Source organism: Streptacidiphilus sp. EB129, assembly GCF_041262645.1.
GTDB lineage: Bacteria > Actinomycetota > Actinomycetes > Streptomycetales > Streptomycetaceae > Streptacidiphilus.
The window spans coordinates 44133-59035 of sequence record NZ_JBGCCS010000039.1 but is presented as its reverse complement, the minus strand read 5'-3'; the positions used below and the strand labels follow the sequence as shown (position 1 = coordinate 59035).

General features: G+C 68.9%; 11 protein-coding genes. 8 read left to right on the top strand and 3 right to left on the bottom strand.

The annotated features are described in order from the left end of the window. Positions 1 to 843 precede the first annotated feature (843 nt). Both ABH925_RS32060 and ABH925_RS32055 read left to right on the top strand, forming a co-directional pair. On the top strand, positions 844 to 2151 hold the full coding sequence (locus tag ABH925_RS32060) for a penicillin-binding transpeptidase domain-containing protein (protein WP_370153721.1): 1308 nt from the start codon (positions 844 to 846) through the stop codon (positions 2149 to 2151). A 67-nt stretch (positions 2152 to 2218) separates the two neighbouring features. Further along, entirely contained in the window at positions 2219 to 3490 is a 1272-nt protein-coding gene (locus tag ABH925_RS32055) for an IS256 family transposase (RefSeq protein ID WP_370153719.1), read from the top strand. A gap of 554 nt (positions 3491 to 4044) precedes the next feature. Here the strand turns inward: ABH925_RS32055 and ABH925_RS32050 are convergent. Further along, positions 4045 to 5535: a hypothetical protein gene (locus ABH925_RS32050; protein WP_370153717.1), complete on the bottom strand. Its 1491-nt coding sequence runs from the start codon at positions 5533 to 5535 to the stop codon at positions 4045 to 4047. After that, a complete protein-coding gene (locus ABH925_RS32045) occupies positions 5532 to 6359 on the bottom strand; it encodes a hypothetical protein (RefSeq protein ID WP_370153715.1) in 828 nt (275 codons plus the stop codon). The genes ABH925_RS32050 and ABH925_RS32045 overlap by 4 nt, the downstream gene beginning before the upstream one ends. Before the next feature lie 268 nt (positions 6360 to 6627). On the opposite strand from ABH925_RS32045, the gene ABH925_RS32040 reads away from it, so the two are divergent. The 6 genes from ABH925_RS32040 to ABH925_RS32015 all read left to right on the top strand — a co-directional run bounded on the left by ABH925_RS32040 (position 6628) and on the right by ABH925_RS32015 (position 14590). Further along, entirely contained in the window at positions 6628 to 7923 is a 1296-nt protein-coding gene (locus tag ABH925_RS32040) for a tyrosine-type recombinase/integrase (protein WP_370153713.1), read from the top strand. Next, positions 7920 to 9560 carry a hypothetical protein gene (locus ABH925_RS32035; RefSeq protein ID WP_370153711.1) on the top strand — a complete coding sequence of 547 codons (1641 nt, stop codon included), beginning with the start codon at positions 7920 to 7922 and terminating at the stop codon, positions 9558 to 9560. The genes ABH925_RS32040 and ABH925_RS32035 overlap by 4 nt, the downstream gene beginning before the upstream one ends. 65 nt (positions 9561 to 9625) lie before the next feature. After that, on the top strand, positions 9626 to 10858 hold the full coding sequence (locus ABH925_RS32030; RefSeq protein ID WP_370153709.1) for a tyrosine-type recombinase/integrase: 1233 nt from the start codon (positions 9626 to 9628) through the stop codon (positions 10856 to 10858). Continuing rightward, a complete protein-coding gene (locus ABH925_RS32025; protein WP_370153707.1) occupies positions 10855 to 13332 on the top strand; it encodes a tyrosine-type recombinase/integrase in 2478 nt (825 codons plus the stop codon). The genes ABH925_RS32030 and ABH925_RS32025 overlap by 4 nt, the downstream gene beginning before the upstream one ends. After that, positions 13329 to 13706 carry a hypothetical protein gene (locus tag ABH925_RS32020; protein ID WP_370153705.1) on the top strand — a complete coding sequence of 126 codons (378 nt, stop codon included), beginning with the start codon at positions 13329 to 13331 and terminating at the stop codon, positions 13704 to 13706. The genes ABH925_RS32025 and ABH925_RS32020 overlap by 4 nt, the downstream gene beginning before the upstream one ends. Before the next feature lie 44 nt (positions 13707 to 13750). Then, positions 13751 to 14590 carry a tyrosine-type recombinase/integrase gene (locus ABH925_RS32015; RefSeq protein ID WP_370153703.1) on the top strand — a complete coding sequence of 280 codons (840 nt, stop codon included), beginning with the start codon at positions 13751 to 13753 and terminating at the stop codon, positions 14588 to 14590. A 42-nt stretch (positions 14591 to 14632) separates the two neighbouring features. On the opposite strand, the gene ABH925_RS32010 is transcribed toward ABH925_RS32015, so the two are convergent. Continuing rightward, positions 14633 to 14854 (bottom strand): e9imm peptide, encoded by a 222-nt coding sequence (locus ABH925_RS32010; RefSeq protein ID WP_370153701.1) that lies wholly within the window; start codon positions 14852 to 14854, stop codon positions 14633 to 14635. Between the last annotated feature and the right edge of the window lie 49 nt (positions 14855 to 14903).

Genomic DNA, 14903 nt, shown 5'->3' with positions numbered 1-14903 from the left:
CACACACCCACCAGGCACAACCCGAAGAAATCCAGGCCGTCCTCACCGCCTGGGCACTCGCCGGAACATGACCACCGAGAACCGCGAAACACGAGCGATCCTGTGGGGCTCGGAAATGCGAATCTGGGGTTGGCCTGCGGTTCTGTGGTAGGGCGAGTGAGGTGTGGTCAGGCAGCGATCTGGTACTCGTGGGTGAGTCCGCCCAGGACGGATCTTCGGCGGATCCAGTAGTCCGCCAGATTGATGGGCGCCGGCGGCGCGGGATCAGCGAGGAGAGCGCCGCCCTCCAGAACCGGTCGGCCGGCTCATAGCGGACCCTGACGATCTGACGCCGCAGGACCGCGTTCTCGTGCCGAAGTACGGGCAGCTCGACCTCCTTGGACACGTCGCGGCAGAGCAAGACCGTCACGGAACTCAGAACGCGCCGCGTCACACGGTAAGCCATCGACAAGAACATCGCGCCAGGACAGAGCGGCGTGCACCGGCCGCGCGGGGCTGCTCCCCGGTCTACCGGGGACCGCAGAGGCCACCTCGATCTCCGCGCCGCCCCTCCCGGCAACCGATGAACGATTCCGCTGCGCCTTCTTCGGACCTGACAGGCCGGGGAACAGCCCGGCCGGGACTGGTGCAACCCGCTGGCACCCGTGACGTCCCGTCACCCGTGGACCAGTGCCGGGCGGTGCCGGCGGTTTCGCCCGGCCAGTTCCTGCGCCGTCACACCCGCGGACCCGAGGACAGAACCGACCCCGGTGCTCCGAGCGTCATGAACACCGTGTAGGCAGGGAGTTCTGCCCGTTCCGGTCGATCCGCTTACGCAGTACCGCCTGGAGGGGAACCCCGCCCGTGAACAAGCCCATCCGACGGGTATCGGTGTTCTGCCTGGTATTGGTGCTGGCACTGATGATCCGCGTGAACTACGTCCAGGGAATCGAAGCCGGCTCCCTGAACACCAACAAGAACAACGCGCGCGTCGCCATCGAGGCCTACAGTTACCCGCGCGGCAACATCATCGTCGGCGGACAGCCGGTCACCAAGGACCTCCTGGTCAACGGCAACAAGTACAAGTACCGCCGCGCCTACACCGACGGGCCGATGTACGCGCCGGTTACCGGCTTCTCCTCGCAGGTTTTCGGCAGCAAGTCGCTGGAACTCGCCGAGGACCCGATCCTCAGCGGCGACGACTCCCGGCTGTTCTTCCGTAACGCCCTGGACCTGATCACCGGCAAGCCCAAGCAGGGCGGGGACGTCGTCACCACGATCGACCCCAAGGTGCAGAAGGCCGCGTGGGACGCCTTCCAGAGCGCCGACAAGAAGGGCGCCGCCGTGGCCCTGGACCCGACCACCGGCGCGATCCTCGGCCTGGTCAGCGCACCCTCCTACGATCCGAGCACGATCGCGGGCGCCGACAGCGCAAGCGCCGCTGCCTGGACCAAACTGACAACAAACGACCCCACGAACCCCATGCTCAACCGGGCCCTTCGGCAGACCTATCCGCCCGGCTCCACCTTCAAGCTGATCACCTCGGCCGCAGCGCTGGAGAACGGTGTCATCACCGACATCAACGCCACGACGCAGTCCCCCGACCCCTACATCCTTCCGCAGACCACCACCAAGCCGGTCAACGAGGCCAACGACAACTGCGCCGATGTGTCGATGAACGACGCGCTCAAGGTGTCCTGCAACACGGTCTTCGCCAAGATCGGCGACCAGATCGGCACCGCCAAGATGGTCGCCGAGGCGCAGAGGTTCGGGTTCAACAACCCCACCATGCTGATCCCCGTGGGCGTCGACGCGAGCAACTACGACACCACCATGGACCGCCCCCAGAACGCTCTGTCGTCCATCGGCCAGTTCGACACCCGCGCCACCCCGCTGCAGATGGCCATGGTCGCCGCCGCCATCTGCAACAACGGTTCGCTGATGCAGCCCTACCTGGTCTCCCAGCTGCGCTCCGCCAACCTCTCGGTGATCGACCAGACCCAGCCCAGGCAGCTCTCCCAGGCCACCACCCCGCAGGTCGCCGCGCAGATCCAGACCATGATGGAGAACGTGGTCCGCAACGGCACCGGGCCCAACGCACAAATCCCCGGGGTTAGTTCTGGAGCGGTTGATGAGATCCTGTCCGATGAGCGTGTCCGGAAGATCGTGTAAGTCCGTGATGTGACAGTCTGGCCAGGGTCCGGTGTCCGGGCCTTTGGCCAGGCGGAACGGACGAGTGATGACGGACAAGACTGAATCGGTCGTTGGACCGGCCGGGGAGGCGTTGGTCGGCGAGGTCGTCGAGCGGCTGATGGACAGTGCTGACGCCTCCGGGACGGCCCTGCTGGGTGAGGGCGGGCTGCTGACGGAGATCACCAGGGCGGTGCTGGAACGGGCCCTGGACGCGGAGATGTCCGAGCACCTGGGCTACGAGAAGCACGACCCGGCGGGCCGGGGCTCGGGCAACTCGCGCAACGGGACCTCGGCCAAGACCGTGCTGACAGATGTCGGCGCGGTGACGTTGGCGGTGCCCCGGGACCGCAACGGCGAGTTTGAGCCGCAGCTGGTGCCGAAGAACGCCCGGCGGCTGGCGGGGTTCAACGAGCGGATCCTGTCGCTGTACGCGCGCGGGATGAGCGTGCGCGACATCCGCTCGCACCTGGCCCAGATCTACGGGGTCCAGGTCAGCCCGGACCTGATCAGCAAAGTGACCGACGCGGTGGCCGACGAGCTGGCCGCGTGGCAGAGCCGGCCGCTGGACGCGGTCTGGCCGATCATCTACATCGACGCGCTGCGGGTGAAGATCCACTCCGGGTCGGTCACCTCGAAACCGGTCTACTTGGCCGTCGGGGTGGACATGGACGGGCGCAAGGACGTGCTGGGCCTGTGGGTGGGAGCCGAGGGCGAGGGCGCCACCACGTGGATGGCCGTGCTGTCCGAACTGCGCAACCGGGGCGTCGAGGATGTGTGCATCGTGGCCTGTGACGGCCTGAAAGGCCTGCCCGACGCGGTGACCGCGACCTGGCCCAGGGCCACGGTCCAGACCTGCGTGATCCACTTGATCCGCGCCTCCCTGCGGCTCACGTCGATCAAGGACCACCCCAAGCTCGTGTCGGCCCTGCGGGCGATCTACACCGCGCCCACCGAGCAGGCCGCCGGGCTGGCCCTGGAGGAACTGGCCGGCTCCGAGCTCGGGGCCCGCTGCCCGGCTGTGATCCGCACCTGGCGCGCGGCCTGGAGCGAGTTCACGCCCTACCTGGCCTTTCCGCCCGCGATAAGGAAGGTCGTCTACTCCACGAACATGGTCGAGTCGATCAACTCCCGGCTGCGGAAGGCCACCCGCAACCGCGGCCACTTCCCCTCGGAGCAGGCCGCGTTGAAGGTGCTCTACCTCGCCGTCCGGGAACAGATCAACCCCAAGGCGCGCGACGCCAACCACGTCGCCGCACACTGGAAGGAAGCGCTGAATCAGTTCTCACTCTTCTTCGAGGACCGGCTCAGCATCCAATGACACCAAACGACTTACACAAGATCGCTGACACGCCCTGTCCGATCACTGCGATCGGGCGGGATCTTGTGGTTTCGGGGTCTTGTTGATGTTGCTGCGGGTGGTGGGTGGCGTCGGCGGGTGGTTCCGGGTGCTCGGTGTCGAGGGTCTGGGGGTGGTTCGCGGTGCGGAGGGCATGCTGGGAGGGCCGCTGGGCTGCGGGGCCGGTGCGGAGTGTGGTGGGGCTGTGCGGATTACCGGTCTCCTCGTCAGTCGAGCGGTGGGGGACGTCCGTTCGGAGTCGGCCCGGCTGCGGGGGGATCGCTGCTGGGCGGTGTGCTGGTGTGCTCGGTGTCCGGTGGGGGTTGGCCGGTGGTGCGGTGCCAGTCGTGGAGGATCTGCAGGTTGAGCATGCAGATCATCAGGGCGACGAGGAGGGCTTGGGCGGCGCGGCCGTGGGCGAGGCGTCGTTTGGGTTCGGCCAGGTCGATGCGGTGGCCTTTCGCGCGGCCGTTGATGCCTTCGTTGTGGGCGCGGATCGGTTTGTAGGCGTCGTGCCAGTCGGGGCTGAGGTAGTGTCAGTCCTGGTGGAACTTGTCGAGTTTCCCCAGCTCACCGGGCTTGATCGTGATCGTGGGCTGCTGGCAGATCATCGGCAGGCTCTTCTTGGTCGGCGGGCGGAAGCGTTCGGCGGGGGTGATCTGGACGGCGGGCTTCGCCGCGGGGTGGGCCGCCAGGGCGCGTTGGTCGGTCAGGTCGACCACCGTGGCGGGACCGGTGGGGTGCTGGTGGAGGCGGTTGAAGCGCGGGCATGTCACCGACGGGGAGGGTCCGGCGGCCGGGCACTGCAGGCGCATGGTTCCCTGCGGGCCGGGGCCCTGCTTGAGCTTGAGGAAGTAGGGCTCGCGGGCGGCGATGCGCTCCACCAGCTGGGGGTCCAGGCGGCGGATGTCTTGGTCGTCCAGGCCCGTGGTTGCGTTCGCGAGTGCTTGGGGGGTGTTCGGGCAGGCCAGCGAGCCGTCGATGAGCGGGATGCCGTGGTGGGTGCCCTGGACGCCGCGCTGGTCCTGCTTGTAGTCCAGCGCCAGGAGGTAGCCGGCCCGGCGGACGTGGAGCTGGAAGTGCTCAGTGGTCTGATCGGTGTAGGCGCGGTCGGCGGCCAGCAGCCCGACCGGCAGGCCGAGCGGGGACAGGGCGGTCAGGGCGTGGACGGCGTTGGGGCCCGGGCGTTTGCCGCCGGTGTCCAGGACCAGGCCCAGCGCCAGCTGCGGGTGACGGCTGACCCGCTGGCCGGCGTGGTGGTGGCTGGTGGGGTGGCGGCGGCTGGCGGCGACCAGGATGGTGGCGCTGTGGCCGAAGGTGCCGTCTGTGTCGCCGGCGCTGTAGTGGAAGCCGGCGGTGGTCTCGATCGATCCGAGGTCGCGGAAGGTGTTGGAGGGTTTGTGCCAGGCCGGGACGGCGGTGGTGTCCGCGCCGACGTCGCCGTTCCAGTGCTTGAACGCGCCGCGACCGATCGCCAGGCGCACGGATGCCAGCACGAGCCGGTCGCTGATCTGCTGCAGCACCGCGCGCCGCCGCGCGTGCTCGGGGTCGGTGTCCTCCCAGGTCGCGGCGTGGGCGTCGGCCAGGGCCTGGGGCAGGCGGCGACGTCGGTCGCACCGGGCCGGGTCCAGTGCGGTGGTCAGGCGGTCGAGGGAGCGGTAGACCCGTCGGCAGAACGCGATCCGGCCGTGATCGTCATCCGGGTCAAGGACCGGGACGCCGAGCCAGTCCTTCGCCGCAGGCCGGAGTTCGTCCAGCAGCACGCGGCAGGCATCGGCCAGCGTCACGCTGGCGTGGTAGTGCAGCGCGAGCATGAGCGCGCCCAGCACCGTTCGCAGCGGCAGGCCCTCGGGTCCGGGTCGGCCCTGCAGTTCGGCATCGATCAGTTCCAGGACGCCGGAGGTGTGCAGGAGGTGGTCGAGCTGGCCGACCTTCGAGTCCGGGATCAGTGCCGGTGCGTCGGTCACCGCTCGTGGACGGCAGGTGCGGATGGCCTGGGGGTCGCGCCAGGCGCGCGGCAGGGTCACCGGGTCGGTCCGCGCAGCAGGCGTGCGGCGTCCTGGTCCTCGAGCGGGGGCACGAAGTGCTGGTAGCGGTTCAGGGAGGCGGTCGAGGCCAGCCCGGCGGCTTTCGCGATCAGGCCGTGGTCCAGGTGGGCCCGCATCAGTTCCACGATCCAGCTCGCCCGCAGCCGGCCTGCCGACAGGGCCGCCAGCCCCGGGTCGGGGCGGTGGCCGCGGGTCCAGGAACTGACCAGGTTCTTCGCTCCCTCGGTGGTGCGGCCGGGGCGGAACAGGAATCCGGGTCCGGCTTGAACGGCGAGGTCGTGCAGCAGGTCCTCCCAGCCTGCGCGGGCCACGACCAGGCGGTTCAGGCCGGTGTGGGCAAGGGGATGGTCTGGCTGGTGGCGTCGCAGGTCGGTGCCGCGGGTCGCGGCGATCTCCCGGGGCGCGAGCCCGAAGCCCGCTCCCAGGCCCATGAGCGCGAGGGCGTCGGTGCGCTGCTGTCCGCGCAGGCGCGTCGCCCAGCGCCGCAGCGCGACCAACTCCGCTTCCTCGTAGGGGGTGTGGGGGTGGGCGGGTGCGTGCAGGCGGGCCGGGGCCGGCTCGCCGCGATCACTCCAGGCCAGTGCGTCGCGCACCCGGCGAAGCGTGGTGCGGTAGGTCTGCGCGGAGGTGGGGGCGCCGGTGGTGGCACGGTCCAGGACGTAGGCGTCGATGACCTCGGTGCGCAACCAGGCGTCGGGGTCCCGGGGCAGTCCTGCGGCTTCGGCCCAGATGGCGAGGTGTGCGGTGACGTGCAGGAGTTGGCCCACGTCGTAGGGGACGGCGGTTGCGGTGGCCGCGACCACGGCGCGGACGGTCGGGGCGATCTGGTCCCAGGCCGGTGGCGGGTGGCGGGTGGCGGGGGCGGTAGTGGGTGATCTTCGCGGAGGTTGGCGGGGTCGAGGGTCACTCTCCACGCATACCGGCTGGTCAAGCAGCCGTCAGGGTTTTGGTGCAGATCGACGGACAGGATGGTGCTCGCATGGTCGGTGGACGCGCCTTGTTGACCGAACTAACTGATGAGTTTTCCCAGGTCAGTGGCCCTTTTACTGGCCTGGCTGCTAGCGTCCGGGCATGGTTGATCCGAGGGGTCCCGAGCGGGATCTGACGTGCTTCGTGCTGCCCGCGATCGGGCGCTTGGCCAAGACTGACGACCCGTGGGAGCCGTATCAACTGCTCGCCCCGGACGGGGCGATCGTGAGGCCTGTGGCCGAGTACTTCAAGGACGTGCAGGCGTCGGGCAGCCCGGCCACGACGCTCCGCTCCTACGGGTTGGACCTGCTGCGGTGGATGCGCTTCCTATGGGCTTGGGGCATCGAATGGAACCACGCCGGCAGGACCGACGCGCGGGACTTCGCGCGCTGGATGCAGCTGGCCGACAAGCCTGTCAGACCCCACTGGCGCCACGAGCACGCGCCCACCACGGTGGCCGACACCCATGCCGGCAGCCGAGCCGGAACGACGGCGCCGGGGACACCGAATCCGGTCACCGGCAAGCCCACTCCCGGGCTGACCTACGCGGCCACGACGCGCGCGCATGCCGAGACGGTGCTTCGGACCTTCTACGACTTCCACCGCGATCAGGGCAGCGGACCGGTGCTCAACCCGTTCCCGCTGGACCGTTCGCGCCGCTCCAGCCGCCCCAACGAGCACCACAACCCGATGGACGAGTGGCGCAACGAACGGACCGGCCGCTACCGCCCGAAGGTCGTCAAACGAATCCCGCGCCGCATCCCGGACGACCACTTCAACTCGGTCTTCGCCCAGCTGAGGTCGGACCGGGACCGGGCCCTGCTCGCCTTCTGGGTCTCGACGGGCGCCCGCGCCGAGGAGCTCATCAGTGTCCACCAGGGCGGAGCCGAGCCAGGTCAGCAGCTCATCACCGTCGTCCGCAAGGGCACCCGTGAGTCCCAGCCCCTGCCCGCGTCCTCGGACGCCTTCGTCTGGCTGCGGATCTACCAGGAACAGATGCACGGCCTCGCGCCCCGGGGCCGCAACCAGCCGCTTTGGTTCACGCTGCGGCGGCCGTTCCGGCCGCTGACCTACGACGCCGCGCGCGCCATGTTCACCCGGGCGAACACCTCACTCGGCTCCAACTGGTCGCTGCACGACCTCCGGCATACTGCGGCCTACCGCCTCGCCCGCGATCCCGACATGCCGCTCACCGACGTCCAGTGGATCCTGGGACACAGGCAATTGACAACAACTCAGACATATCTGACGCCCGCGCCCGACGAAGTCATCGATCGCCTCCTGGCCCACCACGCCCGGCAGACCAAGAAGGCAGCCGACCGGCCCCAGCCCTCCCCGCCGGCACCCGGCTACGACTCCCGCTCCCTGGACGTCCTCTTCCGCAGGGACACCCCATGACAACGCTCCAGCAGCCGCTCTTCCTTGATCCGACCGCGACGGCTGCGTCGGCGCCCGGAAGCCAGGGGGCCCTTCGCAAGCGGTTCCCGCCCCGCACGGTGCCCCTGTCCTGGCCAGCCACCGAGGCGGACCGGGACCAGGTCCTCGACCGGTTGACGTCGCCGCCGTTCGTGCCCAAGCACCCGGTCACCGCATCCGACCGGCGACGCGGCCTGCGGCAGGTGCTCGACTGGCTCGGGAACCAGGCGGGCGGCACTTGGCAGGAGCGGTGGAAGAACTCCGGAGCCGAGCAGGTCGGCGGGAAGCTCTGGCGGCACCTGACCGAAGGAACCCCGAACACGCACATCTCGACGGGCCTGCTGATCCTGATCTGCGCAGACGTCATCCGTCCCAGTACGGCTTGGATGCTCGGCCGCAAGCTCAGCCACCTGCAGAAGGTGATGTCCCAGGTCAGAGACCCCGACGGCCTGGCACTCCTGCAGGACCAGGCGGAGACAGACGGCATTCCCGGCCAGGTGGCCCGCATGGCGGGCACCCGGGCCGCGATCATCCTGGCCTGCAAGGGAGGCACCGTCAGGGACATCACCGTCGGCGACTGCGTGGAACTGCTGGACACCCAGGACGCGGTCCAGAGCGAGGGCGGCGGAAAGCTGGTCCTCTACCAGTTGCTGCACCGCGTCGGCCTCTTCCCTTCGGACGCCCCCAGCACCATCCGGGCCTTCCGGGCGGCCCTGGGCCAGCGCAGTCCCGAGGAACTCGTGGACCAGTACCAGATCGCCTGCCGACCAGTGCGCGACCTGCTGGTGGACTACCTGCGCGAACGCCAGCAGAGCGTGGACTACGCGACGTTGAGGCAACTCGGCCGGATCTTGGCCGGCTTGTTCTGGCGCGACCTGGAAGCCCACCACCCAGGCATCGAGTCCCTACGGCTCCCGCCGACCGTCGCCGCCGCCTGGAAGCAACGACTGCAGACGAAGGAGAGCACGAGTACAGACACCGCAGGTCAGAGCGTCACCCGCGTCAGTGTCCGCGAGAGCGCCCGGTCAGTCCTGATCACCGTCCGGGCGTTCTACCTGGACCTGGCCCAATGGGCGGCCGAGGACCCGGGGCGCTGGGCGCCGTGGGCCGTGTCCAGTCCGATCACCGCAGCGGAGACGAACCGCAGGAAGGAACGCGGCCGCCAGAAGTCCCGGTCCGACCAGCGAACCCGCGAACGCCTCCCCGTCCTACCGGTCCTGGTCAAAGTCGCCGACCAACGCCGACACGAGACGGCCACACTCCTGGAGGACTGCCGCACAGTGCTGCCCGGCACGCTGTTTACCGCCGCGGGCCGCACCCTGCTTCGACCGCGGATCCGCGGATCGGCAGGCATCAAGGTCTGGGCGGAGGAAGTGGCCGCTGACCCCGATGGTCCGCGCGGTCCCCGGCGGGACCTCTCGTGGGAGGAGTACGACGCCTTCTGGGCCTGGGCCGCCATCGAGGTCCTGCGTCACACCGGCATCCGCATCGAAGAGCTCGGCGAGCTCAGCCACCACTCCTTCATCCAGTACACCCTGCCGAGCACCGGCGAGGTCGTCCCCCTGCTGCAGATCGCCCCGTCGAAGACCGACCAGGAGAGGCTGCTGCCTGTTGACTGAACAAGGGGGACGGTTTCTGCAGTTCAGGAGGTGCATCGCGGCTTGTCCTGGCAAGGTCTCGCATCATGACCGGAGACGATGAGCTGTCCAGGGACCTGGCGGCGTTGGTGGTACCTCAGGCTGGTCGGCTGTTAGCCACCGGCGATCGTTACGAGCCCTACCGGCTGGTCGACGGTGAGGGGATGGCCGTGGCTGCTGCCACTGACTACTTCCGGGACCTGCTGGCGGCGGGGCGGGCCGAGTCCACGGTCCGCTCCTACGGGATGGATCTTCTGCGGTGGTTCCGGTTCCTCTGGGCGGACAGCGGGGTGGCCTGGGACCGGGCGACTCGCATCGAGGCCCGTGATTTCAGCCGGTGGCTGCAGGTCGCGGGCAAGCAGTCGCGGCCGCACTGGCGCGTCCAAGCGGGAGGCGGAGCCTTGGTCTCTGGTCCGGTTGGTGGGGCGCTCGCCCCCTCGGTCCGCGCGCATTCCGAGACGGTGCTCCGCGCTTTCTACGACTTCCACCTGGATGCCGGCAGCGGACCGATCATGAACCCGTTCCCGCTGGACCGGAACCGTCACGGCGGCCGGGCTCACGCGCACCACAATCCCATGGAGCCCTACCGCGCTGAGCGAAGCGGGCGGTATCGGCCGAGAGTGCCCAATCGGATTCCCCGCAGCGTGCCGGACAGCGAGTTCAACGAGATCTTCGCAGGGCTGCCCTCGCACCGGGACCGGGCGCTGGTCGCCTTCTACGTCTCCACCGGGGCCCGCGCCAGCGAACTGCTGTCCGCCACTTTGGCAGGTGTCGACCCGGGACGGCAGGTGATCACCGTGGTCCGTAAGGGCACTCGCGAACTGCAGGAGCTGCCTGCGTCCACCGACGCGTTCGTGTGGCTGCGGCTCTACCAGGTGGAGATGGCCGAGTTGATCCCCAAGGGACGTAGGCAGCCGCTGTGGTGGGCCTCGCGTCCTCCCGTCCGTCCGCTCACCTATCACGCGACGCACCGCATGTTCGAACGGGTCAACAGCCGGGTCGGCCTGTCGGCGACGCTGCACTCGCTGAGGCACACGGCGGCCTACCGAATGGCGGAGGACCCCGCCCTGCCGCTCACCGATGTCCAGTTCGTACTCGGACATGCCCAGCTCACGACGACTCAGATCTATCTGACCCCACGCAAGGAGGACGTGATCCGCCGCGTGCTCGCGCATCACGCCGAGCAGACCCGGCAGGCGATCGACCGGGCGCGTCCCGCCCCGGCCCCCGGCTACCGGCCCGAGACGCTGGACGTCCTGTTCGGAAACAGGATGCCATGACCGAGGTACTGATCGCTCCGGGTATCGCCGCCCGGCCCTCGAAGACACAGCGCGAATCGACGCGGGTCGGCTTCCCCGCGCGTCCCGTGGTCCTGGACTGGCCCGCCACCCGGCAGGAACATGGAGAGCTGTCGGAACAGCTCATGCGCGGGCCGTTCGTCCTGGAGAACGCCAACAGCCAGGAGCGGCGCGTCCGCGGGCTGGCCTGGCTGCTGAAGTGGCTGGCCGACCAGCCGGGTTCCACCTGGCAGGAACGCTGGCTGGCCAGCGGAGCCGACGCGGCCGGCGGTGCCTGGAGACAGGTGCCGATCAGATGGCTGCAGGAACGCGGCCGGAACTCTAAATGGCTGCGCGAGGAGTTGTCCGGATCGCTCGTCGTGGCGATCTGCGCGGACCTCGTCCGTCCCTCGCTGGGCTGCCTGGTGTCCGGCGCCGCGGGCAAAGGCTCCCTGGCCAGGAACTTGGCCAGGATCCGCGACCCGCAGGGATTCGCACGGCTGCGCGAGCTGTGTGACAGGGATCCCGGCGTCTCGGTGGCAGCCGGGAATCTCACCGTGAGACGGAGCTCCCTGATCATCGCGGCCAAGGGAGGGATGCTCGCCGACATCACGGTCGGCGACGTCCTGGAACTGCTGGACTGCGAATCGGGCACCTTCGCCGCGGCCGTCCGGGACACCAAGGTGTTCTACCGGATGCTCCACGAGATGGGGATCCTGGGCGCCCAGGCACCCGCGCGGCTGCGGGAGTTCCGCACCGCGGGCCAGCTCACACCGGCGGAGCTGATCGACCGCTACAAGCCGGCCTGCCGTCCCGTGCGCGACCTGCTGGTGGACTACCTGCGCGAACGCCAGCCCGCGATGGACTACACGAGCCTGAAGAACCTGTCCTACTACCTGGGCCAGCGGTTCTGGGGCGACCTTGAGGAGCACCATCCCGGCATCGAGGACCTGCGCCTGTCCCGGGAGGTCGCCGAGGCCTGGAAGCAGCGCCAGCGGACGAAGCCTCAGATGATCACTGCGGCGTCCGGTGAGAGGAGCCTCATCGCGGTCGAACGGATCGGCTACCGCCAGTGCCTGACACCGGTGCGCGCCCTCTACCTCGACCTGGCGCAGTGGGCGATCGAGGACCCGGGCCGCTGGGGGCCCTGGGTTGCTCCCTGCCCCGTCGGGAAGGAGGAGATCAGCCAGCGGAAATTCGAGCGACGGCGCAAAGCGCGCATGGACGCGCGCACGCGCGAACGGCTACCGGTCCTCCCGGTGCTGGTTCGCACCGTCGAGGAACGCCGCAAGGACGCCGAGGCGCTCCTGCAGGCCGCCCGCCAGACCACGCCCGGGGACGCCTTCACCGCCGCTGGCCAGACCCTGACCCGCGGCGTCGTCAAGAGCGCCTCGGAGAAGGTCTGGGCAGACGACCCGGCCACCGGAGAGCGCCGCGACCTGGAGCACGAGGAAGACCACGCGTTCTGGGCCTGGGCTGCCGTGGAGGTGCTTCGGTTCACCGGCTGCCGAGTGGAGGAACTGCTGGAGATCAGCCACCACAGCCTGATCCAGTACCGGCTCCCGACCACCGGTGAGCTCGTTCCGCTGCTGCAGATCGTCCCGTCCAAGACCGATGAGGAACGTCTTCTCGTGGTCTCACCGGAGCTCGCAGACGTGTTGTCGACCGTCATCCGCCGGGTCCGCCAGCCTTCGGGCGCGGTGCCGCTCGTCCCCGCCTACGATCGCTACGAGTGCCTGTGGCAGGCACCGTCCCCCGTGCTGTTCCAGCGTCGTTTCAAGTCCGAGAGCCGTGCGATCAGCGACAGCTCCCTACGCACGATGCTCAACACCGCTCTCGCCCACACCGGACTGGTCGACCCCGCCGACGGGCAACCCCTGCACTACACGCCCCACGACTTCCGCAGAATCTTCATCACCGACGCCATCATGAGCGGCCTGCCCCCGCACATCGCCCAGATCATTGCAGGCCACCGGGACTTGAACGTGACCATGGGCTACAAGGCGGTCTATCCCGAAGAGGCGATCCAGGCGCACCTGGCGTTTCTGGCCCGCCGCCGATCGCTGCGGCCCGGCGAGGAGTACCGGGTCCCCAGCGACGAGGAGTGGACCGAGTTCCTCGGCCATTTCGAACTGCGCAAGGTCGCCACCGGCACCTGCGGCCGCGCGTTCGGCACCCCCTGCATCCACGAGCACAGTTGCCTGCGTTGCAGCATGCACTGGCCCGATCCCGCTCAACGGCCCCGCATCGCCGAGATCCACGACAACCTGATCGCCCGGATCGCCGAAGCCGAACGTGAAGGCTGGCGCGGCGAAGCCGAAGGGCTCAAGATCAGCCTCGCCGGCGCCCGCGACAAGCTCGCTCAGATCGACCGACGCTCGCAGACCGCTGTCCCGGTCGACGTCGGCATGCCCACCATCACCCGCAACGCCGGGGTCGGCTCCGGCATCACGCCCTCCGGCAAGGACCGCACATGACCCCCGGGCCCGTCCAACTGCACGCCGCCCTGCGAGCCCAGGTCCAGGGCCTGTATGCCTGCGAGGCCGCCACCGACCTGCTCATCGCGCACGCCTCATGGCTGCACAGAGGCGACTTCGTCAACGGTTTCGTACACACCGGACCCGGACTGACCAGCGGCGTCCCGATGGCCGCCGTCAACTGGCCCGAAGCGATCACCGCGCTGGAGGAAGGACGTCTGCCGTGCTCGGGTGGGGAGCGCCGCCTACTGAAGATCGTCGCGAGCCTTGCCGAAGGAATCCCGGTGGACCTGCGGGACACGCTGACCGGCGTGGATGCGGCCACCATCAGCCTCGTCGCCGCCGCAGTCCTGCACGCCGGCGGACACAGGTGAACGCCACGACCCACCTCGACAGAAGATCGCTTCAAGTTCAGAGAATGCTGATCAGCCCGGAACTCGCCGACGTCCTGAGCCGGATCGTCCTGCGGATCCGCGACCAGCACGGCGCGGTCCCGCTGGTCGCCGCCTACGACCCACGCGAGAAGGTCTGGAACCCGCCGATGCCGCTGCTGTTCCAGCACCGCGTCGGCGTCGAGCACCGCCCGATTCCGGCAAGCGGGATCCGCAAGATGCTCGACCGCGCCCTGGCCGCCACAGGTCTGACCGACGCGGTCGGCGACCCGCTCCAGTTCCAGCCCCACGACTTCCGCAGAATCTTCATCACAGACGCGATCATGAACGGCCTGCCGCCGCACATCGCCCAGATCGTCGCAGGTCACTCCAATATCAACGCGACGATGGGCTACAAGGCTGTCTACCCGATGGAGGCGATCGAGGCCCACCGCGCCTTCATCACCCGCCGCCGCGCTACCAGACCCGGCGAGGAGTACCGCACCCCCACCAACGAGGAGTGGGATGCCTTCCTCGGCCACTTCGAGAGGCGCAAGCTCTCGATCGGCACCTGCGGCCGGGCCTTCGGCACCCCCTGCATCCACGAGCACGCATGTGTCAGATGCTCACTCCTGCGGCCGGACCCGGCCCAGCGCCCTCGACTGGTCGAGATTCGAGACAACCTCATCGCCCGCATCGCCGAGGCCGAGCGCGAGGGCTGGCTCGGCGAAATCGAAGGACTCAAGGTCAGCCTCGCCGGCGCCCGAGAGAAGCTAGCCCAACTCGACACCGAGCGAACACGCCTGAACGTCACCGTTCACCTCGGACTACCCAGCCTCCCCGAGATCGCCTCGCGCACTCACATGACCGAGGAGCCCCCTGAGTGATTCGACCCGAGATCGAGACCCTTCACTGCGAGCTCGGACCCCTCACAACGCGAACGGTTGATAGGCGAGAGCCCGATCGACCGCTTCAGCAGCCGACGCTCCAGGCCCCTGGGGCCAGAAGATCAGGTTGCAGATGTAGTCCCTCGGACAGGCAAGGGCCCTCCCGAGCTCGTCCAACCAGCCATTGACCTCGTCGTCGTCGGCATAGTCCGCATCCATGATCCGCTGCACTAGGACTCCTGCGGCCTCGCGGGTCATCTCCATAGCTGTCACCCCCTTGAACGAGAAGACAGCCTACCGAGCCCTATCTCGA